21 protein-coding genes and 1 pseudogene (1 of these 22 only partly in view) are annotated in these 21,381 nt (G+C 63.7%); 15 read left to right on the top strand and 7 right to left on the bottom strand.

Features of this window, described 5'->3' with window-relative positions; genetic code table 11:
- A protein-coding gene (locus K4A76_RS02920) for a CoA-acylating methylmalonate-semialdehyde dehydrogenase (RefSeq protein ID WP_009685805.1) crosses the window boundary here: on the bottom strand, window positions 1-1,463 show its 5' portion. Its footprint begins 31 nt before the window's first position; the window shows 1,463 of its 1,494 coding nt (coding positions 1-1,463); the start codon lies at window positions 1,461-1,463; its stop codon lies beyond the left edge, outside the window.
- A 72-nt stretch (window positions 1,464-1,535) separates the two neighbouring features.
- A complete protein-coding gene (locus K4A76_RS02915; protein WP_009685804.1) occupies window positions 1,536-2,882 on the bottom strand; it encodes an aspartate aminotransferase family protein in 1,347 nt (448 codons plus the stop codon).
- A gap of 118 nt (window positions 2,883-3,000) precedes the next feature.
- On the opposite strand from K4A76_RS02915, the gene K4A76_RS02910 reads away from it, so the two are divergent.
- The 5 genes from K4A76_RS02910 (at window position 3,001) to K4A76_RS02890 (ending at window position 7,306) form a co-directional block, all read left to right on the top strand.
- The gene (locus tag K4A76_RS02910; RefSeq protein ID WP_009685803.1) at window positions 3,001-3,918 is read left to right on the top strand and encodes a LysR family transcriptional regulator; all 918 of its coding nucleotides are present in this window, start codon (window positions 3,001-3,003) and stop codon (window positions 3,916-3,918) included.
- A gap of 90 nt (window positions 3,919-4,008) precedes the next feature.
- Window positions 4,009-4,671 (top strand): TetR/AcrR family transcriptional regulator, encoded by a 663-nt coding sequence (locus K4A76_RS02905; RefSeq protein ID WP_009685802.1) that lies wholly within the window; start codon window positions 4,009-4,011, stop codon window positions 4,669-4,671.
- Window positions 4,672-4,680: 9 nt separating this feature from the next.
- Window positions 4,681-5,265 carry an IMPACT family protein gene (locus tag K4A76_RS02900; protein WP_274411498.1) on the top strand — a complete coding sequence of 195 codons (585 nt, stop codon included), beginning with the start codon at window positions 4,681-4,683 and terminating at the stop codon, window positions 5,263-5,265.
- A 320-nt stretch (window positions 5,266-5,585) separates the two neighbouring features.
- Window positions 5,586-6,272, top strand: a complete 687-nt coding sequence (locus tag K4A76_RS02895) for an SDR family oxidoreductase (RefSeq protein WP_274411497.1) — start codon at window positions 5,586-5,588, stop codon at window positions 6,270-6,272.
- Window positions 6,273-6,358: 86 nt separating this feature from the next.
- Window positions 6,359-7,306: an adenosine deaminase gene (locus K4A76_RS02890; protein WP_029885177.1), complete on the top strand. Its 948-nt coding sequence runs from the start codon at window positions 6,359-6,361 to the stop codon at window positions 7,304-7,306.
- A gap of 8 nt (window positions 7,307-7,314) precedes the next feature.
- On the opposite strand, the gene K4A76_RS02885 is transcribed toward K4A76_RS02890, so the two are convergent.
- A complete protein-coding gene (locus K4A76_RS02885; RefSeq protein WP_009685798.1) occupies window positions 7,315-8,028 on the bottom strand; it encodes an ArsR/SmtB family transcription factor in 714 nt (237 codons plus the stop codon).
- Window positions 8,029-8,502: 474 nt separating this feature from the next.
- Between K4A76_RS02885 and K4A76_RS02880 the strand changes: the two genes are divergently transcribed.
- Window positions 8,503-8,700 (top strand): hypothetical protein, encoded by a 198-nt coding sequence (locus tag K4A76_RS02880; protein ID WP_082416213.1) that lies wholly within the window; start codon window positions 8,503-8,505, stop codon window positions 8,698-8,700.
- Here K4A76_RS02880 and K4A76_RS02875 read toward each other — a convergent pair.
- Window positions 8,651-9,832 carry a multidrug effflux MFS transporter gene (locus K4A76_RS02875; RefSeq protein ID WP_274411496.1) on the bottom strand — a complete coding sequence of 394 codons (1,182 nt, stop codon included), beginning with the start codon at window positions 9,830-9,832 and terminating at the stop codon, window positions 8,651-8,653. The genes K4A76_RS02880 and K4A76_RS02875 overlap by 50 nt on opposite strands.
- A 154-nt stretch (window positions 9,833-9,986) precedes the next feature.
- Window positions 9,987-10,184 (bottom strand): heavy-metal-associated domain-containing protein, encoded by a 198-nt coding sequence (locus tag K4A76_RS02870; RefSeq protein WP_236186477.1) that lies wholly within the window; start codon window positions 10,182-10,184, stop codon window positions 9,987-9,989.
- 144 nt (window positions 10,185-10,328) lie between these two features.
- Between K4A76_RS02870 and K4A76_RS02865 the strand changes: the two genes are divergently transcribed.
- The 5 genes and pseudogenes from K4A76_RS02865 to K4A76_RS23820 all read left to right on the top strand — a co-directional run bounded on the left by K4A76_RS02865 (window position 10,329) and on the right by K4A76_RS23820 (window position 15,674).
- Window positions 10,329-10,715: a hypothetical protein gene (locus K4A76_RS02865; RefSeq protein WP_236186479.1), complete on the top strand. Its 387-nt coding sequence runs from the start codon at window positions 10,329-10,331 to the stop codon at window positions 10,713-10,715.
- Window positions 10,716-10,767: 52 nt separating this feature from the next.
- A complete protein-coding gene (locus tag K4A76_RS02860) occupies window positions 10,768-13,167 on the top strand; it encodes a heavy metal translocating P-type ATPase (RefSeq protein ID WP_054913407.1) in 2,400 nt (799 codons plus the stop codon).
- Entirely contained in the window at window positions 13,164-13,574 is a 411-nt protein-coding gene (gene cueR / locus K4A76_RS02855) for a Cu(I)-responsive transcriptional regulator (protein WP_274411495.1), read from the top strand. Before K4A76_RS02860 ends, cueR begins: the two co-directional genes overlap by 4 nt.
- A gap of 156 nt (window positions 13,575-13,730) precedes the next feature.
- Window positions 13,731-14,768 (top strand): annotated as a pseudogene (locus K4A76_RS23825) (cache domain-containing protein); the annotation flags it as partial.
- Window positions 14,769-14,906: 138 nt separating this feature from the next.
- Window positions 14,907-15,674: a methyl-accepting chemotaxis protein gene (locus tag K4A76_RS23820; RefSeq protein ID WP_370593767.1), complete on the top strand. Its 768-nt coding sequence runs from the start codon at window positions 14,907-14,909 to the stop codon at window positions 15,672-15,674.
- A 73-nt stretch (window positions 15,675-15,747) separates the two neighbouring features.
- Here the strand turns inward: K4A76_RS23820 and K4A76_RS02845 are convergent, their stop codons facing one another.
- A complete protein-coding gene (locus tag K4A76_RS02845) occupies window positions 15,748-16,527 on the bottom strand; it encodes an AraC family transcriptional regulator (protein ID WP_009685789.1) in 780 nt (259 codons plus the stop codon).
- Between the two features lie 108 nt (window positions 16,528-16,635).
- Window positions 16,636-17,913: an acetyl-CoA C-acetyltransferase gene (locus K4A76_RS02840; RefSeq protein ID WP_054913409.1), complete on the bottom strand. Its 1,278-nt coding sequence runs from the start codon at window positions 17,911-17,913 to the stop codon at window positions 16,636-16,638.
- A gap of 118 nt (window positions 17,914-18,031) precedes the next feature.
- On the opposite strand from K4A76_RS02840, the gene K4A76_RS02835 reads away from it, so the two are divergent.
- From K4A76_RS02835 to K4A76_RS02820, 4 genes are all read left to right on the top strand, one after another.
- A complete protein-coding gene (locus tag K4A76_RS02835; protein ID WP_274411493.1) occupies window positions 18,032-19,384 on the top strand; it encodes a 3-oxoacyl-ACP reductase in 1,353 nt (450 codons plus the stop codon).
- A gap of 2 nt (window positions 19,385-19,386) precedes the next feature.
- A complete protein-coding gene (locus K4A76_RS02830; RefSeq protein WP_274411492.1) occupies window positions 19,387-20,238 on the top strand; it encodes a MaoC family dehydratase in 852 nt (283 codons plus the stop codon).
- 91 nt (window positions 20,239-20,329) lie between these two features.
- Window positions 20,330-20,635 (top strand): MazG-like family protein, encoded by a 306-nt coding sequence (locus tag K4A76_RS02825; protein WP_009685784.1) that lies wholly within the window; start codon window positions 20,330-20,332, stop codon window positions 20,633-20,635.
- A complete protein-coding gene (locus K4A76_RS02820; RefSeq protein WP_274411491.1) occupies window positions 20,632-21,381 on the top strand; it encodes a methyltransferase domain-containing protein in 750 nt (249 codons plus the stop codon). Before K4A76_RS02825 ends, K4A76_RS02820 begins: the two co-directional genes overlap by 4 nt.

Below are 21,381 nucleotides of genomic sequence, written 5' to 3'. Positions count from 1 at the left end.
TCATGGCTGGCCCGCTGCGGCCAACGCTGGGTAATTGCCTTGCGACGGGTATAGAAGCGCACCCCGTCCGGCCCGTACGCATGCAGGTCACCGAACAACGAACGTTTCCAGCCACCAAAGCTGTGATACGCCACCGGCACCGGCAGCGGAACGTTGACCCCCACCATGCCCACTTCGATTTCGTCGCAGAACAAACGCGCGGCCTCACCGTCACGGGTGAAGATGCACGTGCCGTTGCCATATTCATGATCGTTGATCAGTTGCATGGCCTGTTCCAGGCTGTTGACCCGCACAACGCACAATACCGGGCCGAAAATCTCTTCTTTATAGATACGCATCTCTGGCGTGACCTTGTCGAACAAGGTACCGCCCACGAAGTAGCCATCTTCATTCCCGGCCACTCGGAAGCCACGCCCATCCACCACCAGCTCGGCCCCCGCTGCAACGCCCTCATCGATGTAGCCCACCACCTTGTCACGCGCAGCGGCAGTGACCAGTGGCCCCATGTCCAGACCGCACGAAGTGCCTGCACCGATCTTCAAGGCTTTGATCTGCGGTTGCAGCTTGGCGATCAGCGCATCAGCCACCTGGTCACCCACGCACACCGCCACCGAAATGGCCATGCAGCGTTCGCCACACGAACCGTAAGCCGCCCCCATCAAGGCGCTGACCGCGTTATCCAAGTCGGCGTCCGGCATCAGTACCGCGTGGTTCTTGGCACCGCCCAGGGCTTGCACGCGCTTGCCGCGCTTGGTGCCCTCGGCATAGATGTACTCGGCAATCGGCGTAGAGCCAACAAAGCTGAGCGCTTTCACTTCCGGTGCTTCGATCAACGCATCCACCGCTTCCTTGTCACCGTGCACCACGTTGAGGATGCCCTTCGGCAGACCGGCCTCCAGCAGCAACTGGGCGATGAACAGGGTGGAGCTAGGGTCACGTTCGGACGGCTTGAGAATGAAGGCGTTACCACAGGCAATGGCCAGCGGGTACATCCACAGCGGCACCATCGCCGGGAAGTTGAACGGCGTGATACCGGCAACCACACCCAACGGCTGGAAATCAGACCAGGCATCGATGTTCGGGCCTACGTTGCGGCTGTACTCGCCTTTGAGCACCTCAGGCGCGGCGCAGGCAAACTCGACGTTCTCGATACCACGCTTCAGTTCGCCAGCGGCGTCTTCCAGCGTCTTGCCATGCTCTTCGCTGATCATTTGCGAAATGCGCGCTTCATTCTGCTCCAGCAGTTGCTTGAAGCGGAACATCACCTGAGCCCGCTTGGCCGGTGGCGTATTACGCCAAGCCGGGAACGCCGCCTTGGCCGAATCGATCGCTTCCTGCACGGTCGCGCGGCTGGCCAGCTCGACTTTGCGCACGGCCTGGCCGGTGGATGGGTTGAAGACATCGGCGGTGCGCTCACCCTTGGTAACCAGTTCGCCGTGAATCAGGTGCTGAACAATGCTCATGCAAAACTCCAGATGAAGAAGGTAGAGGCCGGCGCGCGTTTGCACACGCGCCGCGCAGCAAAATCAGAAAGATCAGTCGATCAGGTTCAGGGTTTCGCCGACAGCGTCGAACAGGCGGTCCAGTTCATGCGGCTGTGTGTTGAAGGTTGGGCCGAACTGCAAGGTGTCGCCACCAAAGCGTACGTAGAAGCCCGCGCGCCACAGTTTCATCGCCGCTTCGTAAGGGCGAACAATGGCATCACCGTCACGGGCGGCGATCTGGATCGCGCCAGCCAGGCCATAGTTACGGATATCGACGACGTTCTTGGTGCCCTTCACGCCGTGCAGCAGCTTTTCGAAGTGCGGTGCCAGCTCGGCGGAGGCCTGCACCAGGTTTTCCTTTTGCAGCAGGTCCAAGGCAGCGATACCTGCGGCACAGGCCACCGGGTGGGCCGAGTAGGTATAACCGTGCGGGAACTCCACGGCGTACTCTGGCGTTGGCTGGTCCATGAAGGTCTGGTAGATCTCGCTGCTGGCAATCACCGCGCCCATCGGAATGGCGCCGTTGGTCACCTGCTTGGCGATGCACATCAGGTCCGGGGTTACGCCGAAGGCCTGCGAGCCGGTCATGGCGCCCATGCGGCCGAAGCCGGTAATCACTTCGTCGAAGATCAGCAGAATGTTGTGCTGGGTGCAGATTTCACGCAGGCGCTTGAGGTAACCCTTAGGCGGCGGCAGCACACCGGCGGAACCGGCCATGGGCTCGACGATCACCGCGGCGATATTGGACGCGTCGTGCAGCTCGATCAGTTTGAGCATTTCTTCGGCAAGGGCGATGCCACCCTCTTCGGGCATGCCTTTGGAGAACGCGTTCACCGGCAATACGGTATGAGGCAGGTGGTCGACATCCAGCAGTTGGCCGAACATCTTGCGGTTGCCATTGACCCCACCCAGGCTGGTGCCGGCGATGTTCACGCCGTGGTAGCCACGGGCACGGCCGATGATCTTGGTCTTGGTCGCCTGGCCTTTCAGGCGCCAGTAAGCCCGCACCATCTTCAACGCCGTGTCGGCGCACTCGGAGCCCGAGTTGGTATAGAAGACGTGGTTCAGGTTACCTGGCACCAGGTCGGCGATCTTTTCCGCCAGCTGGAACGACAATGGGTGGCCGAACTGGAACGCCGGGGAGTAATCGAGCGTGCCCAACTGGCGGGTTACTGCGTCGGTGATTTCCTTGCGGGTGTGCCCGGCGCCGCAGGTCCACAGGCCGGAAAGCGCGTCAAAGATCCTGCGCCCCTGGTCATCGACCAGGTGGTTGCCATCGGCCGCCACGATCAGGCGCGGGTCGCGCTGGAAGTTGCGGTTGGCCGTGTACGGCATCCAGTGGGCGTCAAGCTTGAGCTGGCTGGCGATACCCACGGGGGCGGTTTCAGGCATGTTCATCGGCGGTTCCTCGAAAGACGATCAGGCAACGATGGATGTGGTTGCAGCTAAGTTGGCACGCGGATAGAGTCTGAAAAAGCCTACATTTCTAATCTTCATACAGGCCGCTACTAAACTAATGAGCCGACGCCCCGATCCACTTGCGCAAGTCAGCGACTTCGACATCCGCCTGCTGAAGATCTACCGCAGCGTAGTCGAATGCGGTGGTTTTTCGGCCGCCGAGAACGTGCTGGGCATCGGCCGCTCGGCCATCAGCCAGCAAATGAACGACCTTGAGCAACGCCTGGGGCTGCGCCTGTGCCAGCGCGGCCGCGCCGGTTTCTCGCTGACCGAGGAAGGCCGGGAGGTCTATCATTCGGCCCTGCAACTGCTCAGCGCACTGGAAAGCTTCCGTACCGAGGTCAATGGCCTGCACCAGCATCTGCGCGGCGAGCTGAACATCGGCCTGACCGATAACCTGGTCACCCTGCCGCACATGCGCATCACCCATGCCCTGGCCGAACTCAAAGACCGTGGCCCCGATGTGCGCATCCAGATCCGCATGATCGCGCCCAGCCAGGTCGAACACGGCGTGCTCGACGGCAGCCTGCATGTAGGCGTGGTGCCACAGACCAGCCCGCTTTCGGGCCTGGAATATCAACCGTTGTACAGCGAGCGTTCCTTGCTGTACTGCGCGGTCGGTCACCCGCTGTTCTATGCCGACGACCAGCAGATCGACGACGAGCGCCTCAACAGCCAGGAAGCCATCACCCCCACGTTCCGCCTGCCGGCCGAAATCCAGGCGCATTACCAGGCGCTGCACTGCACGGCCAGTGCTTCGGACCGGGAGGGCATGGCGTTTCTCATCCTTACCGGGCGCTACATCGGTTACCTGCCCGACCACTACGCCACGTTCTGGGTCCAGCAGGGCCGCTTGCGGGCACTCAAACCGCGCGAGCGCTTCTACGACCTGAGCCTGAGCTGGGTGACACGCAAAGGCAGGCGACCCAACCTGGTCCTGGAAAGCTTTCTCGACAGCCTGGCTGCGACACGCTGATGCCTGTCTCTGCCGCAAACGCTTGTCACCTTGGCACAGGCAGGTAATCTTGTCCGACAGCCGCAGCCACTGACCCGTACGGAATCGTCCATGACCCTAGAAGTCCCTGCGCATCGCCTATCCGCCTCGGGCAAGCCCGCGGGCCGCATCCGCCAGAAGAACGAGCAGGCCATTATCCAGGCCGCCGAAGACGAGTTTGCCCGCCATGGTTTCAAGGGCACCAGCATGAACACCATTGCGCTGAAGGCAGGGTTGCCCAAGGCCAACCTGCATTATTACTTCACCAATAAGCTGGGCCTCTACATTGCCGTGCTCAGCAACATCATCGAGCTGTGGGACAGCACCTTCAACGCCCTGAGCGTCGAGGACGACCCCGGTGCAGCACTGAGCCAGTACATTCGCACCAAGATGGAGTTCTCGCGGCGCAACCCCCAGGCATCGCGTATTTTCGCCATGGAAGTGATCAGCGGCGGCACCTGCCTGACCGAGTACTTCAGTGCCGACTACCGCGAATGGTTCCGTGGCCGCGCCGCCGTATTCGAGGCGTGGATGGATGCCGGCAAGATGGACCGGGTAGACCCCGTGCATCTGATATTTCTGCTATGGGGCAGCACCCAGCACTATGCCGATTTCGCCACCCAGATCTGCCAGGTTACCGGCCGTAGCCGCCTGACCAAGCAAGACATGGAAGAAGCGAGCAACAACCTTATCCACATCATTCTCAAGGGCTGCGGCATCAAGCCGGCTGCCTGACCCACATTTATGCCCTCTACCCTGCTCGATCTCTGCGAATACCGCGAGGAAATCCGTAAAAGCCGCTTCATCACCCTGGCCGGGCCGATCACCAGTGCCGCCGAAGCGATGAGCTTCATCGAACGCCACAGCGACCTGGCCGCTACCCATAACTGCTGGGCCTGGAAGCTCGGCGCGCAGTACCGCAGCAGTGACGACGGCGAACCCGGTGGCACTGCCGGGCGGCCCATCCTGGCCGCGATCGAGGCGCAGGACTGCGATCAGGTCGTGGTACTGGTGATTCGCTGGTACGGCGGTATCCAGCTGGGTACGGGCGGCCTGGCCAGGGCCTACGGTGGGGGCGCCAACAAATGCCTGCAACAGGCCCCCAAGCGGCTGCTGGTGCAGCGCAGCGAGTTCGCCTGCAGTTGCAGCTTCAGCGAACTGGCACTGGTAAAACTGCGCCTGGCCGAGGTCGATGGGCTGGTGCTCGACGAGCAGTTCACAGCGGATGGCGTGGACCTGTTGATCGCTCTGGGTGAAGCCCACCTCGCAGCGTTGCAGCAGCAACTGGCCGACCTTAGCCGCGGGCGTATACTGCTGCAAGCGCGCTGAATCTGCCCACAACTGCTGTGGGCCTGCCTGTGGATAAGCTTGGGGCATCATGCTGCAAGCCAGAGCAGGCATGGCCTGTAGCGCTTTGATCATTATTTGATCGGCACTACCGGCAGGCTCAAGGCATTGAATGAATTCAGGTTATCCCCAGCCTCACACCCGCCACAACCGGCAGGGTCAGCCCATGTTTCACACATTAACTGTGGAGCAGCCTGTGGATAACCCGTGCGCCATCGTGCAAAGCCCCCAGCGGCACGGGGTTTACCGCTGCTGCACATTTTTTAACCACCTCCATCCGAAAAACCAACAAGGAGCGCCCCATGGCTGACGCAAAGCACGCACTTATCATCGGCGCCTCGCGCGGGCTCGGCCTGGGCCTGGTACAACGCCTGCAGGAAGACGGCTGGACCATTACCGCCACCGTCCGCAACCCTCAGCAGCCCGGAGCCCTGGCAGCTGTGCCTGGTGTGCACATCGAGCAACTGGAAATGAACGACACCGCCCAGCTCGATGGCCTGAAGCAACGCCTGCAAGGCCAGGTATTCGACCTGGTATTCGTCAACGCCGGGGTCATGGGCCCACTGCCGCAAGACCTTGAAAGCGTGAACAAAGACGCCATCGGCGACCTGTTCATGACCAATGCCGTGGCCCCGATTCGCGTCGCCCGCCGCCTGGTCGGCCAAGTTCGCAACGGCAGTGGCGTGCTGGCGTTCATGAGTTCGGTCCTAGGCAGCGTCACTGTCCCCGACGGCGGCGAACTCTGCTTGTACAAAGCCAGCAAGGCGGCGTTGAACTCGATGATCAACAGCTTCGTCGTCGAACAACAACGCCCCGACCTGTGCGTTCTGGCCATGCACCCTGGCTGGGTGAAGACCGACATGGGTGGCGAACACGCAGAGATCGACGTGCTCACCAGCACCCGCGGCATGCTTGAACAAATCAAGGCGCAAAGCGGTACGGGCGGCCTGCGATTCATCAACTACAAAGGCGAAACCCTGACCTGGTGATTCATCAGGTCGCAGCCCGGCCGGGCGCAATACCCGGCCAGCCCCTGTAGAATGCCGGCAACCGTACCTGATCGAGATATGCCCTTATGTATGACTGGTTGAACGCCCTGCCCAAGGCGGAGCTGCACCTGCACCTCGAAGGCTCGCTGGAGCCTGAGCTGCTGTTCGCCCTGGCCGAGCGCAACAAGATCGCCCTGCCATGGGCAGATGTGGAAACCCTGCGCGGGGCCTATGCCTTCAACAACCTTCAGGAGTTCCTGGACCTGTATTACCAGGGCGCCGATGTATTGCGCACCGAGCAGGACTTCTATGACCTGACCTGGGCCTACCTGCAGCGCTGCAAGGCGCAGAACGTGATCCATACCGAGCCGTTCTACGACCCGCAAACCCACACCGACCGGGGTATCCCCTTTGAAGTGGTGCTCAACGGTATCAACCAGGCGCTCAAGGATGGCCGCGAGCAGTTGGGCATCAGCAGTGGCCTTATCCTGAGCTTCCTGCGCCACCTGAGTGAAGAGGAGGCACAAAAAACCCTCGACCAGGCGCTGCCCTTCCGCGATGCGTTCATTGCCGTTGGCCTGGACAGCTCGGAAATGGGCCACCCACCCAGCAAGTTCCAGCGTGTATTCGACCGCGCGCGGAGCGAAGGCCTGGTTGCCGTCGCCCACGCTGGCGAAGAAGGCCCGCCCGAGTACATCTGGGAGGCGCTGGACCTGCTGCAGATCAAGCGAATCGACCACGGCGTACGCGCCATCGAAGACGAGCGGCTGATGCAGCGCATCATCGACGAACAGATCCCGTTGACCGTGTGCCCGCTGTCCAACACCAAGCTCTGCGTGTTCGACCACATGAGCCAGCACAACATCCTCGACATGCTCGAGCGTGGCGTGAAGGTCACGGTGAACTCGGACGACCCGGCGTACTTCGGCGGCTACGTCACGGAAAACTTCCACGCCCTGCACACTCACCTGGGCATGACCGAAGACCAGGCCCGCCGCCTGGCCCAGAACAGCCTGGACGCCAGGCTGGCCTGACGCGCGGCTCAACCCACCTGCAAGGTGGCAACGCGGGCTATGCGGTTGATCTGCTGGATGCCCAGCGCCGAGATATGCAATGCCCGCGTGTCCTCGGCCTCGCGCATCCAGCCGGATTGCAGGAACAGCCTGAACAAGGCCTGGCCCAACACGCCCCCCAGGTGCGGCGCCTGGTCGTTCCACTCGGTACAGCGGCAGATCACGCAGCCGCGCTGCTGGTGCGGCGCCAAGGCATCGATGTACACCCCTACCAGGGCCAGCTGCGCCCGCCCTTCATCGCTGACCATCAACAGGCGGCCACTGCCTTCCAGCCAGCCCGCGACCACCATGCGGTGGTATAGCTCACTGGCCAGCTCGCCCCCCAGGTGATCCCCACAGCGACGCGCCCGGCGCAGCGACATGGGCAGCGGTGACACCGGCGCTTTGGCCCGCTCCCCCCTGGCGCTTTCCAGTTGCACGCTGGCCAGCGCCTCTACCGCCGCCCCGACCTGCGGGGTGGCCAGGCGAAAATAGCGTTTGCGGCCACGGGCCTCATGCCTCAGCAGCCCAGCCGATGACAGCAACGACAAGTGCGCGCAAGCCGACGACGAGGTCAGGCCGGTCATCATCGCAAGCTCGTTGGCCAGGCGCGGCGTGCCGTCGATCAATGCCCACAACATGGCACTGCGCTTGGGGTCGGCCATCAGGCTGGCGATCTGGCTGATACTGCTGACTGCGTTCATGTCCCTGTAACTCCCTGCAAGTTCACTGTGTGGATGCGATGGCCAACCCTGGCAGGGAAGCACCTCTCGCTGGCACTGGCCTGGATCGCCAGTATAAGCCGCAGAAATGCCCAATCTGGCAGCCCCACACCGCCCCATCCTCGTAAAAAAGCCACTGGGTATACCTACCCATTGCAAGGCGGGAACAGGACCGACGCGACCGGCGAAAACCCTGCGCGTAGGCGTTTTCGGCCCGTTGAGACAGGGGGCTCGTTAACTCAGCAGGAAAAAAACCTTCGGCACGTTCGGACGTAGCCGACAGCCAGGTACTACAAGTAGCGCAAACTAAAGCGAACGTTTCCCGGCCTTGCAGACATTGCAGCGCAACCGGCAAACACACAATCAGGCACCGCCAGTCAGGACACTGACCCAGCGCATGGCAGACGAGAACAGCAGCGCTAAACTGATGCCGCTCCCTTCTGGAGGTAAGCCGCGATGAAAATTGTCGTCAGCGCTTCACGCCGAAACCCCGCCTGCCCCTGGCAGGTCCAGCTCGATCAGCATGTGGTCGGGTTCCGCAGCGAGGCCGAGGCACGGGCCTTTGTCGCCACACTGGAACGCCGCCTGCGCGCCCCTCACCCGCTCAAGCGCGAACCCTGGCCTGCAAACGGCGGGTCAGTAGCGCGGCACTGACTGCCAACGCACCGCAAAGGCAGATCACCAGCGCCATCGGCACGGCACTGCCATCGTGCAGCAGCCCAACCAGCGCCGCTGCGCCCGCCGCCACACTGAACTGGACACAGCCCATCAGCGCCGAGGCACTGCCGGCGCGCGCGCCCTGGCCGCTCATGGCGCAAGCCGAGGCATTGGGGATGATGCAACCGAGGCTGGCAATGCAGACGAACAACGGCACCAGCAGCGGCCACAACGCGGTCGGCCGCAACGCCGCCACCCCGAGCAGCGCCAGCCCGGCCCCCAGGTACAACCACACGGCCCGGGCCAGCAGGAAGGCCGGCCCACGCTTGGCCAGCAAGCGGGCGTTCACCTGCGCCACCAGGATAAAGCCCGCTGCGTTGGCACCAAACAGCCAGCCATAGTGCTCGGCTGGCACGCCGTACAGCTTGATGAACACGAAAGGTGAACCGGCGATGTAGGCGAACATGCCGGCAATGGCGATACCGCCCGTCACCGCATGGCCGAGGAACACCCGGTCTGCCAGCAGGCGCAGGTACTGGCGCAAAGCGCCGGACAAGGGCTGGCGCGGCATGTCCTCAGGCATGCTCTCCGGCAACCCCAGGCTTACCGCCAACAGGCAAGCGGCACTGAACAGGCTCAGGGTAAGGAAAATCGATTGCCAACCGGCCACATTCACCAGCACCCCACCCAGCATCGGCGCCAGGATCGGGGCCAGGCCCATGACCAGCATCAACTGCGAGAACACCTTGGCCGAGGCGACCGGGTCGCACTTGTCGCTGACGATGGCCCGCGACAGCACCATGCCCGCACAACCGCCAAGGGCCTGGACGAAGCGTGCCAGCACCAGGGTGTCGAGGTTGGGGGCATAGGCGCAGGCCAGTGACGCCAGGGTGAACACGGTCACGCCAAACATCAGCGGCTTGCGCCGGCCAAAACGGTCCGCCACCGGCCCGTAAGCCAGCTGGCCGATGGACAGGCCAAGGAAATAGGCGGCCAATGTGGCCTGGACGTGTTTTTCGTCGGTGGCGAACGCCTGCGCCATGGCCGGGAAGGCCGGCAGGTAGAAGTCGATCGCCAAGGGCCCGAACGCACTGAGTGCGCCCAGGATGAGCACCATTCGCAGGTTCATCAGGAATCCATAGCAGGCTAAGCAAGTAGATGATTCTACCTGCTGTCGCCCCTAGGAATGTGAAAACATTTGCAACAAACCTAGGCCCTGTCGCGATGGGCCGGACAGCGGCCCCACCGTCAGGGCCTCAACTCAAAACCCGGATCGACACCTGTTATCCCACCTCAGCCTGATACCCTTCATCGCGGATGGCCGCCAGAACCTGCTCCTGCGCCAACGTACTCTGCACCCGCACCTGTTTGGCCACCAGGTCGACTTCGACCTTGGCGGCCGCATCCTGCTCCTGCACTGCCCGCGTCACGGCCTTTACACAGTGGCCACAGGTCATGCCTTGTACATTGAACACTTGCATAGGGTTGCCTCCTTCAGGTTTTCCACGAGTTTCAAGCTTGCCATCAGGGCAAGGTCAAGTGCCGTGTGGAACAGCTGGGGTGGAAATCCGCACGCGCGTCGGCCAAGCTGCGCCTTTGACGATCAGCCAAGCAGGAGATTTTTCATGTTCAGGGCAGCATTGGGCGTCGTCGGGTTGGTCAGCGCACTGGCTGTGGTGCCACCGGCCAGCGCAGAGGACAACTCGGCCTACAGCGTACTGATCATTTCCCGAGAGCGCCTGGAAGTGGCTACCAGCTGTGAAATCGGGGTGTACCTCAATGATCAGCTTTCCGGGCGGGTGTTTCAGGAGCAATCCACCTCGTTCAACCTGCCGCCTGGCCCGGTCGATGTGCGCCTGCGCCTGTTGCCTGGGCAAACCCCGGGTTGCGCGCCAGGCGTCGAGGACCAACGCAGCACACGTTTGAACCTGCAGGCGGGCCAGATCAACAAATATCGCATCACCATGGGTCATTATGGGCTGGCGTTGACGCGCGCCGATCTAGGCTATTGACCTTCCCTGCATGGCAAGGTTGATGCTGGAGCCCTGCCCAAGGAGGAGAGCCATGCCCGCATCCACCACCTATGACCTGCCGATCTCCGGCATGACCTGCGCCAGCTGTGCTGGCCGGGTCGAGCGCGCATTGCGCAAGGTCAGCGGCGCTGAACACGTCAGCGTCAACCTCACCACTGAAAAAGCCCGTGTCCAGGCCCCGGCCGACCGCCTGCCAGCCTTGGTCGATGCGGTACGCGAAGCCGGCTACGGCGTGCCCACGCGCACGCTGGAACTGCAGATCGGCGGCATGACCTGCGCCAGTTGCGTGGGCCGCGTGGAGCGGGCCCTTGGCAAAGTGCCCGGGGTGGAGCGGGTGAGTGTCAACCTGGCAAATGAACGTGCCCACCTTGAAGTGCTGGCCGCCCTCGACGACAACCTGCTGATCGAAACAGTACACAAGGCCGGCTACAGCGCCAGCGTGCCGCAAGCCGCCATAGACGAGCAGGCCACCGCCCAGCGCCGCCTGCGTAACGAACGCCTGGCAGTGGCTGCAGCATTGCTGCTGGCGCTGCCATTGGTGCTGCCCATGCTGGTGCAGCCATTCGGCCTGCACTGGATGCTGCCCGCCTGGGCGCAATTCCTGCTGGCCACCCCTGTGCAGTTCATTCTCGGCGCCCGCTTTTATATCGCCGCCTGGAAAGCCGTGCGTGCCGGCGCCGGCAACATGGACCTGCTGGTTGCCCTGGGGACCAGCGCCGGTTACGGCCTGAGCCTCTACGAATGGGCCCAGGCCCCCGCCGGCATGGCCCCGCACCTGTACTTCGAGGCCTCGGCGGTGGTGATCGCCCTGGTGCTGCTGGGCAAGTACCTGGAAAGCCGTGCCAAACGCCAGACTGCCAGCGCCATTCGCGCGCTCGAGGCACTGCGCCCGGAGCGCGCAGTGCGCGTGGTTGGCGACCGGGAAGAAGATGTGGCGATCGCCCAGCTGCGCCTGGGCGACCTGGTGCTGGTCAAGCCTGGCGAGCGCTTTCCGGTCGATGGCGTGGTCGAGGATGGCAGCAGCCATGCCGATGAAGCCCTGATCAGCGGCGAGAGCCTACCAGTGCCCAAACAACCCGGCGACAGCGTCACCGGTGGCGCCATCAATGGCGAAGGCCGGTTGCTGGTACGTACCGAAGCCCTGGGCACCGAGACCGTGCTGGCGCGCATCATCCGCCTGGTGGAAGACGCGCAGGCCGCCAAGGCGCCGATCCAGAAGCTGGTCGACCGGGTCAGCCAGGTATTCGTCCCCGCCGTGCTGGTACTGGCGCTGCTGACCCTGCTCGGCTGGTGGCTGGCTGGCGCGGCGCTGGAAACCGCCCTGATCAACGCCGTGGCAGTGCTGGTCATCGCCTGCCCTTGCGCCCTTGGCCTGGCCACACCGGCAGCGATCATGGCCGGCACCGGCGTCGCCGCCCGCCACGGCATCCTCATCAAGGATGCCGAGGCGCTGGAGCGCGCGCATGCGGTGAACCGTGTGGTGTTCGACAAGACCGGTACCCTGACCTCGGGCAGCCCGCGGGTAGTCCACAGCCAGGCCCTGGTCGGTGACAGCGCCAGCCTGCATCGCCTGGCCGGCGCCCTGCAACGGGGCAGTGAACACCCGTTGGCCAAGGCGGTGCTGCAGGCCTGCACCGAGCAAGGCCTGCAGGTACCCAGCGTGAGCGACAGCCAGTCGCTCACCGGGCGCGGCATTGCCGGGCGTGTCGAAGGCCGTGAGCTGGCACTGGGCAACCGCCGCCTGCTCGATGAAAGCGGGCTGCAGCCCGGCGGCCTGGCCGACAAGGCACGCGCCTGGGAAGCCGAGGGGCGTACCCTGTCGTGGCTGATCGAACGCGGTCAGCAAACTCAGGTGCTGGGCCTGTTCGCCTTTGGTGACAGCCTCAAGCCCGGGGCCGCCGAGGCCATCGACACCCTGCATGCGCAGCACATCAGCAGCCATCTACTGACTGGCGATAACCGGGGTAGCGCCAAGGTGGTCGCCGAAGCCTTGGGCATCGACGATGTGCACGCCGAAGTGCTGCCGGCCGACAAGGCCGCAACTGTGGCGGCCCTTAAGCAGGCTGGCGTGGTCGCCATGGTCGGCGACGGCATAAACGATGCGCCGGCGTTGGCCGCCGCCGACATCGGCATCGCCATGGGGGGTGGCACCGACGTAGCGATGCAGGCAGCCGGCATCACCTTGATGCGCGGAGACCCGCGGCTGGTGCCCGCTGCGCTGGAAATCAGCCGCAAGACCTACGCCAAGATCCGCCAGAACCTGTTCTGGGCATTCATCTACAACCTGATCGGTATCCCGCTGGCGGCACTGGGCTACCTCAACCCGGTACTGGCGGGCGCCGCCATGGCCTTGTCCAGCGTCAGCGTGGTCAGCAACGCGCTGTGGCTGAAGGCCTGGAAACCCGCCCGCGCGCCCCAGGAGGCAAAATGAACATTGGCCAGGCCGCCCGCCGTAGCGGGCTCAGCACCAAGATGATCCGTTACTACGAATCCATCGGCCTGCTCAAGCCGGCCACACGCAGCGACAATGGCTACCGCCTGTACCGGGACGAGGACTTGCACAGCCTGGCGTTCATCAAGCGCTCCCGCGACCTGGGGTTTTCCCTGGAAGAAGTGGGCAAGCTGCTGACGCTGTGGCAAGACCGCCAGCGGGCCAGCGCCGATGTGAAGGCCTTGGCGATGCAGCACATCGATGAACTGAACCGGCGCATCGAGGAACTGGTCACCCTGCGCAACACCCTTGGCGAGCTGGTATCCCACTGCCAGGGGGACGACCGCCCGGACTGCCCGATCCTCAGCGACCTGGCCAATGGCACCGCTGGCAACTGCTGCCACTAGCGTTTGGTATGCCAAAAGCGTCCATACACGACCGAATAGTCACCAATCACGACTTTATCCAATAAATACGGGCGCTTCGGCTACATAAAACCCGGCTGCTGCCGATGCACTGGTTACCTGCCTCGTGTGTCGACTACAACAATTCCGGGAGCGTCGATGAGCATCAAACAGAAACTGACCTGGGCATTCGCGGTCATCGCCGGTTTGCCCATCGTGCTGGTGGCCACCCTGGTGGTCCTTAACCTGCGTGGCGAAGCCCGCGATGGATTCCTTGACGGCAGTAGCCGGGAAATCCGCCAGGTCAGCAACGCGATGAACATCTTCTTCCAGGGCATCAACCAGAACGTCGAGTACCTGGCCGCGCAGCCGATGGTGACCGCCACAGGCAGCAACCTGAACAAGTTCCTGAGTGCCAACCCATCCTACGAGCTGGGCGATCAGGACAAGCAACTGCTGGACTTCTTCACCCGCCTGGCAGATTCGCACCCCAACTATGCCTATGTATCCTACGGCGTCAACGACGGCGGTTACGTCGGCTGGCCAGCCGGGCAGAAGTTCGTCAACTACGACCCACGCCCACGGCCGTGGTACCAGCTGGCCATGGCCAACCCGGGCAAGACCGTGCGCACCGGCGCCTATTACTGGGCTGCCGATGACGCGGTGCTCATCAGCACCGTGCGCGCGGTAGCCAACCAGTTGGGCAACCCCGGCGGTGTGGTCAACATCGACGTTTCGCTCAAGGGCCTGACCGAGATCGTCAAGCAGATCAAGCTGGGCGAGAGCGGCTACCTGATGCTGGTGGAAAGCAACGGCAACGTGATGGTCGACCCACGCGACGCCGGCCACAACTTCAAGCAACTGGCCAGTTTTGGCGACGGCTATGCCGAGTTGGCCAAGGCCGGCAAGGGCCTGGTCGAAGTCGAGCTCAATGGTGTGCGCTACATGGCCAACGTCTACCCCGACGAGCGCCTGGGCTGGACCTTCATCGGCCTGATCGAGCAAGGCGAAGTGATGCAGACCACTACCCGCCTGACCTGGCTGATCGGCGTGGTCGCCTTGGTCCTGGCCGCCCTGTTTGCCGTGGTTGGCGCCGCCTTCGCCAAACTGATCGTGCGCCCGATCAACAGCGTCACCAACGGGCTGGAAGACATTGCCCAGGGTGAGGGCGACCTGACCCGCAGCCTGGAAATTCGTGGCCGCGACGAAACCGCCCAGCTGGCCAACTGGTTCAACCAGTTCCTTGGTGCCATTCGCAGCCTGATCCAGCATATCGGTGCGGCGGCCAGCAAGATCCTCAGCACCTCGCACAGCTCGACCCAGGTGTCCAGCAACATGGCCGAAGCGGCCGGCCGCCAGCGCGAGGCCGTGGACATGGTGTCCACAGCCTTCCACGAGATGGTTGCCACCGCCAACGAAGTGGCGCGCTCGTGCAGCCAGGCGGCCCAGTCTGCGGACAGCGGCCAGCAACAGGCCCGTGAAGGTCAGCAGCAGATCGATGCGGCGGTCCACAGCGTTGACCGCCTGAGCCAGGAAATCGAGCAGTCGGCGCAGTCGATCCAGCAACTGGAGCGTGACAGCAATGCCATCCAGTCGATCCTCGGCACCATTCGCTCGATTGCCGAGCAGACCAACCTGCTGGCCCTGAACGCCGCCATCGAGGCCGCGCGAGCCGGCGAGCAAGGCCGTGGCTTTGCCGTGGTAGCCGATGAAGTGCGGGCGCTGGCCAAGCGCACGGCCGACTCAACCGCAGAAATCGACGGTTTGCTGGGCAACCTGGCCAACCGCACCTCCGAAGTGGCTGCACAGATGCACGCCAGCCTGGAAGTTTCGCAGCAGTCGGTCAGCCGTATCGGCCTGGCCCGCGACAGTTTCGGGCAGATCCGCGAGTCGGTGGACGTGATCCGTGACATGAACACGCAGATTGCAACCGCAGCCGAGGAACAGCATCAGGTAGCCGAAGATATCAACCGCCACATCAGCCAGATTCATGGGGATGCGCAGTTGGTGGCCGAGTTGGCCCAGGCAGCACGCCAGGATTCGGAAAGCCTGGCCGGGTTGTCCAATGAACTGGACGTACTGGTGCGCAGGTTCCGCACCTGACAAGGCGCTGGTGCAGGCCGCCCCGTACAGGGGCGGCTTCAGCTACACATAGGCCAGCACCGGCAACCCCTCGTCATAGCCTCAGCTCCCCCGGTGTTGCACCAAACAGCTGCTTGAACGCCGCAATGTACGCGGATGTGGAATCATACCCACAACCCAGCGCCGCCTCGGTCACGCTCTCCCCCGCCTCCAGCAAGGCCAGCGACGACAGCAAGCGCATGCGCTGGCGCCAGTTGCGAAAGCTCAAGCCGGTTTCACGCTGGAACAGGCGCATCAGCGTTTTTTCGGAACACCCCAGCTGCCGCGCCCATTGCTGCAAGGTCTGCGCCTGGTCCGGCGCTGCGATCAAGCCATTGCACAGCGCCAGCAAACCCGGGTGGCGCGGCAACGGCAAGGAAAAGCCGACTTCCGGCAGGGTTCGTAACTGGTCGAGCAGCACCGCCACCAGCCGCGCCTGCGCACTATCGCCCTCAGGGTAATCGGCTGGGTACAGGCAGAACTGCTTGATCAACTCACGCGCCAGCGGCGTCACCTCCAATACCCGACACTGCGGGGCAGCCCAGGGGCAGGCGTCCCGGCGTACATACAGGCTGCGCATTTCGGCCTGCATCGAGGTCACCACCGCATGCTCGGCGTCAGCCGGGATCCACACCCCCCACTGCGGTGGCGCAAAGTAGCTGCCTGCGTCGGTGTAAACACCCAGCACGCCGCTGATAGCGTAGGAGAACTGTACCCAATCGTGCTGGTGGCGTGTGGTCCAGGAACCGGCGCCCAGGCTTTCGGCACGTGCGTACAGTGGCCTGGGCAACTGCTTGAGTTCAGGAATGGGACGGGGCTGTCCGATGATCGGCATGGCGGCTTCTGTTAGTGCTGACCAGACAAGCCTAACAGTTACGGTCGACGCCTGCGGGATATCTGCCGCCTGCCGCGCGGGCATGCCTGCCAAACAGACGGCGGCTCTTCACCGCTCGACGATGACCGTGACCCCTTGCCCGCCCGCCGCACAAATGGAAATCAAGCCGCGCCCCTTCCCTGCCGTTGCCAGCAATTTCGCCAGGTTGGCCAGTATTCGCCCGCCGGTCGCGGCAAACGGGTGCCCGGCAGCCAGCGAACTGCCCTTGACGTTGAGCTTGCTGCGGTCGATGGCCCCCAACGGCGCATCCAGCCCCAGCCGCTCACGGCAGTATCCAGCGTCTTCCCAGGCCTTGAGCGTACACAACACCTGGGCCGCAAAGGCTTCGTGGATTTCGTAGTAGTCAAAGTCCTGCAAGGTCAGGCCATTGCGGGCCAGCAAGCGTGGCACTGCATACGCCGGTGCCATCAGCAGCCCCTCGCGGCCAGTGACGAAGTCCACCGCTGCGGTTTCACCATCAACCAAGTGCGCCAGCACCGGTAACCCCTGTTGCGCGGCCCACTCTTCACTGGCCAGCAGCACCAGCGACGCACCATCGGTCAAGGGCGTGGAATTGCCTGCCGTCAACGTACCCTGGCCACTGCGGTCGAAGGCCGGCTTGAGCTTGGCCAACTGCTCCAGTGTCAGGTCCGCGCGCAAGTTGTTGTCGCGCATCAGCGACAGAAATGGTGTCAGCAGGTCATCGTGCCAACCTTCGGCATAGGCAGCCGCCAGCCGCTGGTGGCTGAGCAACGCCAACTCGTCCTGGGCAGCCCGGTCAATCTTCCAGGCCTGGGCCATGCGTTCGCAATGCTCGCCCATCGACAACCCGGTGCGCGGCTCGCCGTTGCGTGGCAACTCAGGGCGCAGATGGTGCGGGCGCAACTGCAGAAAAGGCTTGAGCCGTTCGCCCAGGTTTTTGCCACGGTTGGCCTGCAGCAGGATATGACGCAGGCCTTCGTTGACCGCAATCGGCGCATCCGACGTGGTGTCCACGCCACCGGCAATGCCGCTGTCGATCTGCCCCAGCGCAATCTTGTTGGCCACCAGCAGCGCCGCCTCCAGGCCAGTGCCGCAAGCTTGCTGCAGGTCGTAGGCAGGGGTTTGCGGCGAAAGCCGCGAACCCAGCACACATTCGCGGGTCAGGTTCATGTCGCGGGACTGCTTGAGCACCGCGCCAGCGACCACCTCACCCAAGCGCAGCCCATGCAGGCGATAGCGCTCGATCAGCCCTTCAAGGGCCGCGGTCAGCATCGCCTGGTTGCTGGCGGTGGCGTAGGCCCCATTGGAGCGGGCAAAGGGAATTCGGTTGCCGCCCAAGATCGCGACCCGGCGAAGTGAACGCATATGCCTGTTCCTCCTGAAACAAATTGAACCGTACTGCCTGGGTGTTCTTACCCTGGTCGAACGACCATGCCACAAACTTGGTCCACACTTTCAAGCTTGCCTTTGCGGAGACCTACTCATGAGCGATCGCTACCTCGGTTTTGCCAACTCCAACCTTGGCCGCCGCCTGGTGGATGCCCTGGGCCTGCCACGCCCTGCACCACTGGAGCGCTGGCAGGCTGGCCGCTTGCGCCCGGTGGAGGGGGCGTTGGTACTGGGTGGCGGCCCCCTGGCAGGCCAGGTCGAAGCCTTCGCCGCGCGCCTTACCGATAACATATACCGTTTCAATGCCGACCACCTGCAGGGCGAGCCTTGGGTCGCTGGCCTGGGGCCGAAAATCAAAGCCGTGGTGTTCGACGCCAGTCACTTGTCCGACAGCGATGAGCTGAAGCAGTTGCGCGAATTTTTCCAGCCGCTGCTGCGCAGCCTGGGCCCGTGCGCCCACATCGTGCTGCTGGGCCGGCCACCGGAAAGCCTCGACAACCCGCTGGCCAGTATCGCCCAGCGCGCCCTGGAGGGCTTCAGCCGCTCGCTGGCCAAGGAACTGCGCAATGGCGCAACCGCTCAGTTGCTGTACGTCGGCCCCGGCGCTGAAGACCAACTGGAAGGTGCCTTGCGCTTCTTCCTCTCGCCCAAGAGCGCGTTCATCTCCGGCCAGGTGCTGCGCCTTGGAGCCTGCGCCAGCCAGGTCGAGGACTGGACCCGCCCGTTGGCTGGCCGCCGTGCACTTGTTACCGGCGCCGCGCGCGGTATCGGTGCGGCCATTGCGCAAACCTTGGCACGTGACGGTGCCGACGTTCTGCTGCTGGATGTGCCACAGGCCAGCCGAGAACTCGATGCGCTCGCTGCCCGGCTTGGCGGCAAGGCCTTGGCGCTGGACATCTGCGCCAGCGATGCCGCCTCACAACTGCTGGCTGCCCTGCCCGACGCCATAGACATCGTTGTGCACAATGCTGGCATCACGCGCGACAAGACCCTGGCCAACATGACCCCGGACTATTGGGACGCCGTGCTCGCGGTCAACCTGCAGGCGCCACAGGTGCTGACCCAGGCGCTGTTTGACGGTGGCGCGTTGGGTGAACATGCGCGCATAACCTTGTTGGCCTCGGTCAGCGGCATTGCCGGCAACCGCGGCCAGGCCAACTATGCCGCCAGCAAGGCCGGGCTGATCGGCCTGGCCCAGGCCTGGGCGCCGAGGCTCGCCGAGCGGGGCGCGAGCATCAACGCCGTGGCCCCCGGCTTCATCGAAACCCACATGACCGCAACCATGCCCATGGGCCTGCGCGAAGCCGGGCGACGCTTGAGTTCGCTGGGCCAGGGCGGTCGCCCACAGGACGTGGCCGAGGCCATTGCCTGGCTCAGCCAGCCGGGCTCGGGGGCGGTCAACGGCCAGGTGCTGCGTGTTTGCGGCCAGGCACTGATGGGGGCCTGACCATGAGCCGACAATGGCACGACCTGCATAGCCCTGCTGCCCGCCCCAGTCTGTACCTGCGTGCCGCCAGCAAGCGCACGATCAGCGGTGAGCACCTGCCCGACGATGGCCTGCGCTGCTTCATCCAGGTTGATCCGGCCAACTTGGACGCCTATCGGCGGCTTTGCCACTTCCCCGACGATGGCCGCCTGCCGGCTACTTATCCACACGTCATGGCTTTTGCGCTGCAATTGCAGCTGATGACCGCCCGTGACTTTCCCTTCCCGCTGCTGGGGCTGGTGCACCTGCAAAATCGCATCGAAGTGCTGCGGCCACTGGGCGCTATCGAAGGGCTGCGCTTTGCGGTGTATGCGCACAACCTGCAGGCGCATGACAAAGGTGGCACCTTCGACCTGGTGACAGAAGCCGAAGATGGCATCGGCGTGCTCTGGCGTGAAACAAGCCGCATGCTGGTACGTGGGCTGAAGCTGGATGGCCAGGCCGGCGGGCGGGCCGACGACGAACCGCCTTGCTTGCCCGAGGCCACCCGCTGGTATGCCGACAGTAACATCGGTCGGCGTTATGCCAAGGTGTGCGGGGACTACAACCCTATCCACCTGAGTGCGGTGAGTGCACGGTTGTTCGGCTTTCCCACGGCTATTGCCCATGGCATGTGGACAAAGGCCATGGCACTGGCCGCATTGCGCGGGCACCTGCCGCACAGCGGCTATGCCTTTGAGGTGGCTTTCCGCAAGCCGGTCAGGTTGCCCTCCGAAGTGGTGCTCAGTGCCAGCGAGGCGGGGCCTGCAGGAGTGCTGCGGCTGGATGGGCATGGGGGCATACTGCATATGCTCGGCCGCTGGGATCAGCTCTAGAGCTCATTGCCGGAACCTGGGGGCGCTACGCGGCGGCCCCTTGCTTTGCATCGGGCCAGGGCAGAAGCTATGCAGCATTTGGAGACCCTCGATGAACCTGCAAGAGCTTACCCAACGCCTGCACCAGATCCGTGACAACAACGACTGGCGTGGCTTTCACAGCCCGAAGAACCTGGCCATGGCCGCCAGCGTCGAAATGGCCGAGCTGGTCGAGATTTTTCAGTGGCTGAGCGAAGACGAATCGCGCCAGCTGCCTGCCGACAAATTGGCCCACGCCGGGCAGGAAGTCGGTGACGTGGTGCTCTACCTGTTGCTGTTGTGCAGTGAGCTGGGCCTGGACATGGACCAGGTGGTGCGGGCCAAGCTGGCCGACAGCGAGAGGCGTTTCGCTCGATGAACGACCGTCATTTCGATGAACTGGCCACCCGCTTCGCGGAAAAGATCTACGGCGGCGCCAAGGGCGCGATCCGCCTGGCCGTCTTGCAGGCCGACCTGGCCGAGGCGCTGCCTGATCGCCCGTTGCGTGTTCTGGATATCGGCGCCGGCCTGGGTCACATGGCCTTGTGGCTGGCCGAACGTGGCCACCAGGTGACCCTGGCAGAACCGGCTGCACCCATGCTCGACGGCGCCCAGGCCCGTTTTGCCGAAGCCGGCCAGACGGCCACCTTCCTCCAGGCCCCCTGGCAAGACCTGCTCGGCCAATTGAACGAGCCCTACGACCTGGTGCTGTGCCACGCTGTGCTGGAATGGCTGGCCGAACCCGAGAGCATCCTGCCCGTGCTGCACCAGCTCACCGCCACGGGTGGCTGGTTGTCGCTGGCGTTCTACAACCGCGACGCCCTGGTCTACCGCAACTTGCTCAAAGGCCATTTCCGCAAGCTGCGCAGCAACCGCCTGGAAGGTGAAAAGCAGAGCCTGACGCCACAGAAACCGCTTGATCCACGCGAGCTCAAGGCGCACCTTGAACCCTTGTGGCAGGTGCAAAGTGAAAGCGGTGCGCGGGTGTTCCACGACTACATGCCCAAGGAGTTCCAGGCCAAGGCCGAACTGCTCGACCTGCTGGAGATGGAGCTGGCGTACCGCCGCCACCCTGGGTTCGCCGGGCTCGGGCGCTACCTGCACTGGGTTTGCCGCCCTCGCTGA

Origin of the sequence: Pseudomonas sp. NEEL19, assembly GCF_028751975.1 — a bacterium.
GTDB classification, from domain to species: Bacteria; Pseudomonadota; Gammaproteobacteria; order Pseudomonadales; family Pseudomonadaceae; genus Aquipseudomonas; species Aquipseudomonas juntendi.
This window is presented reverse-complemented; position numbering and strand designations above follow the sequence as displayed.

Bases quoted from the DNA above. Each gene is read 5' to 3' on its own strand.
- K4A76_RS02915 (WP_009685804.1), bottom strand. From the start codon at position 2,882: ATGAACATGCCTGAAACCGCCCCCGTGGGTATCGCCAGCCAGCTCAAG.
- K4A76_RS02910 (WP_009685803.1), top strand. From the start codon at position 3,001: ATGAGCCGACGCCCCGATCCACTTGCGCAAGTCAGCGACTTCGACATC.
- K4A76_RS02905 (WP_009685802.1), top strand. From the start codon at position 4,009: ATGACCCTAGAAGTCCCTGCGCATCGCCTATCCGCCTCGGGCAAGCCC.
- K4A76_RS02900 (WP_274411498.1), top strand. From the start codon at position 4,681: ATGCCCTCTACCCTGCTCGATCTCTGCGAATACCGCGAGGAAATCCGT.
- K4A76_RS02895 (WP_274411497.1), top strand. From the start codon at position 5,586: ATGGCTGACGCAAAGCACGCACTTATCATCGGCGCCTCGCGCGGGCTC.
- K4A76_RS02890 (WP_029885177.1), top strand. From the start codon at position 6,359: ATGTATGACTGGTTGAACGCCCTGCCCAAGGCGGAGCTGCACCTGCAC.
- K4A76_RS02885 (WP_009685798.1), bottom strand. From the start codon at position 8,028: ATGAACGCAGTCAGCAGTATCAGCCAGATCGCCAGCCTGATGGCCGAC.
- K4A76_RS02880 (WP_082416213.1), top strand. From the start codon at position 8,503: ATGAAAATTGTCGTCAGCGCTTCACGCCGAAACCCCGCCTGCCCCTGG.
- K4A76_RS02875 (WP_274411496.1), bottom strand. From the start codon at position 9,832: ATGAACCTGCGAATGGTGCTCATCCTGGGCGCACTCAGTGCGTTCGGG.
- K4A76_RS02870 (WP_236186477.1), bottom strand. From the start codon at position 10,184: ATGCAAGTGTTCAATGTACAAGGCATGACCTGTGGCCACTGTGTAAAG.
- K4A76_RS02865 (WP_236186479.1), top strand. From the start codon at position 10,329: ATGTTCAGGGCAGCATTGGGCGTCGTCGGGTTGGTCAGCGCACTGGCT.
- K4A76_RS02860 (WP_054913407.1), top strand. From the start codon at position 10,768: ATGCCCGCATCCACCACCTATGACCTGCCGATCTCCGGCATGACCTGC.
- cueR (WP_274411495.1), top strand. From the start codon at position 13,164: ATGAACATTGGCCAGGCCGCCCGCCGTAGCGGGCTCAGCACCAAGATG.
- K4A76_RS23820 (WP_370593767.1), top strand. From the start codon at position 14,907: ATGGCCGAAGCGGCCGGCCGCCAGCGCGAGGCCGTGGACATGGTGTCC.
- K4A76_RS02845 (WP_009685789.1), bottom strand. From the start codon at position 16,527: ATGCCGATCATCGGACAGCCCCGTCCCATTCCTGAACTCAAGCAGTTG.
- K4A76_RS02840 (WP_054913409.1), bottom strand. From the start codon at position 17,913: ATGCGTTCACTTCGCCGGGTCGCGATCTTGGGCGGCAACCGAATTCCC.
- K4A76_RS02835 (WP_274411493.1), top strand. From the start codon at position 18,032: ATGAGCGATCGCTACCTCGGTTTTGCCAACTCCAACCTTGGCCGCCGC.
- K4A76_RS02830 (WP_274411492.1), top strand. From the start codon at position 19,387: ATGAGCCGACAATGGCACGACCTGCATAGCCCTGCTGCCCGCCCCAGT.
- K4A76_RS02825 (WP_009685784.1), top strand. From the start codon at position 20,330: ATGAACCTGCAAGAGCTTACCCAACGCCTGCACCAGATCCGTGACAAC.
- K4A76_RS02820 (WP_274411491.1), top strand. From the start codon at position 20,632: ATGAACGACCGTCATTTCGATGAACTGGCCACCCGCTTCGCGGAAAAG.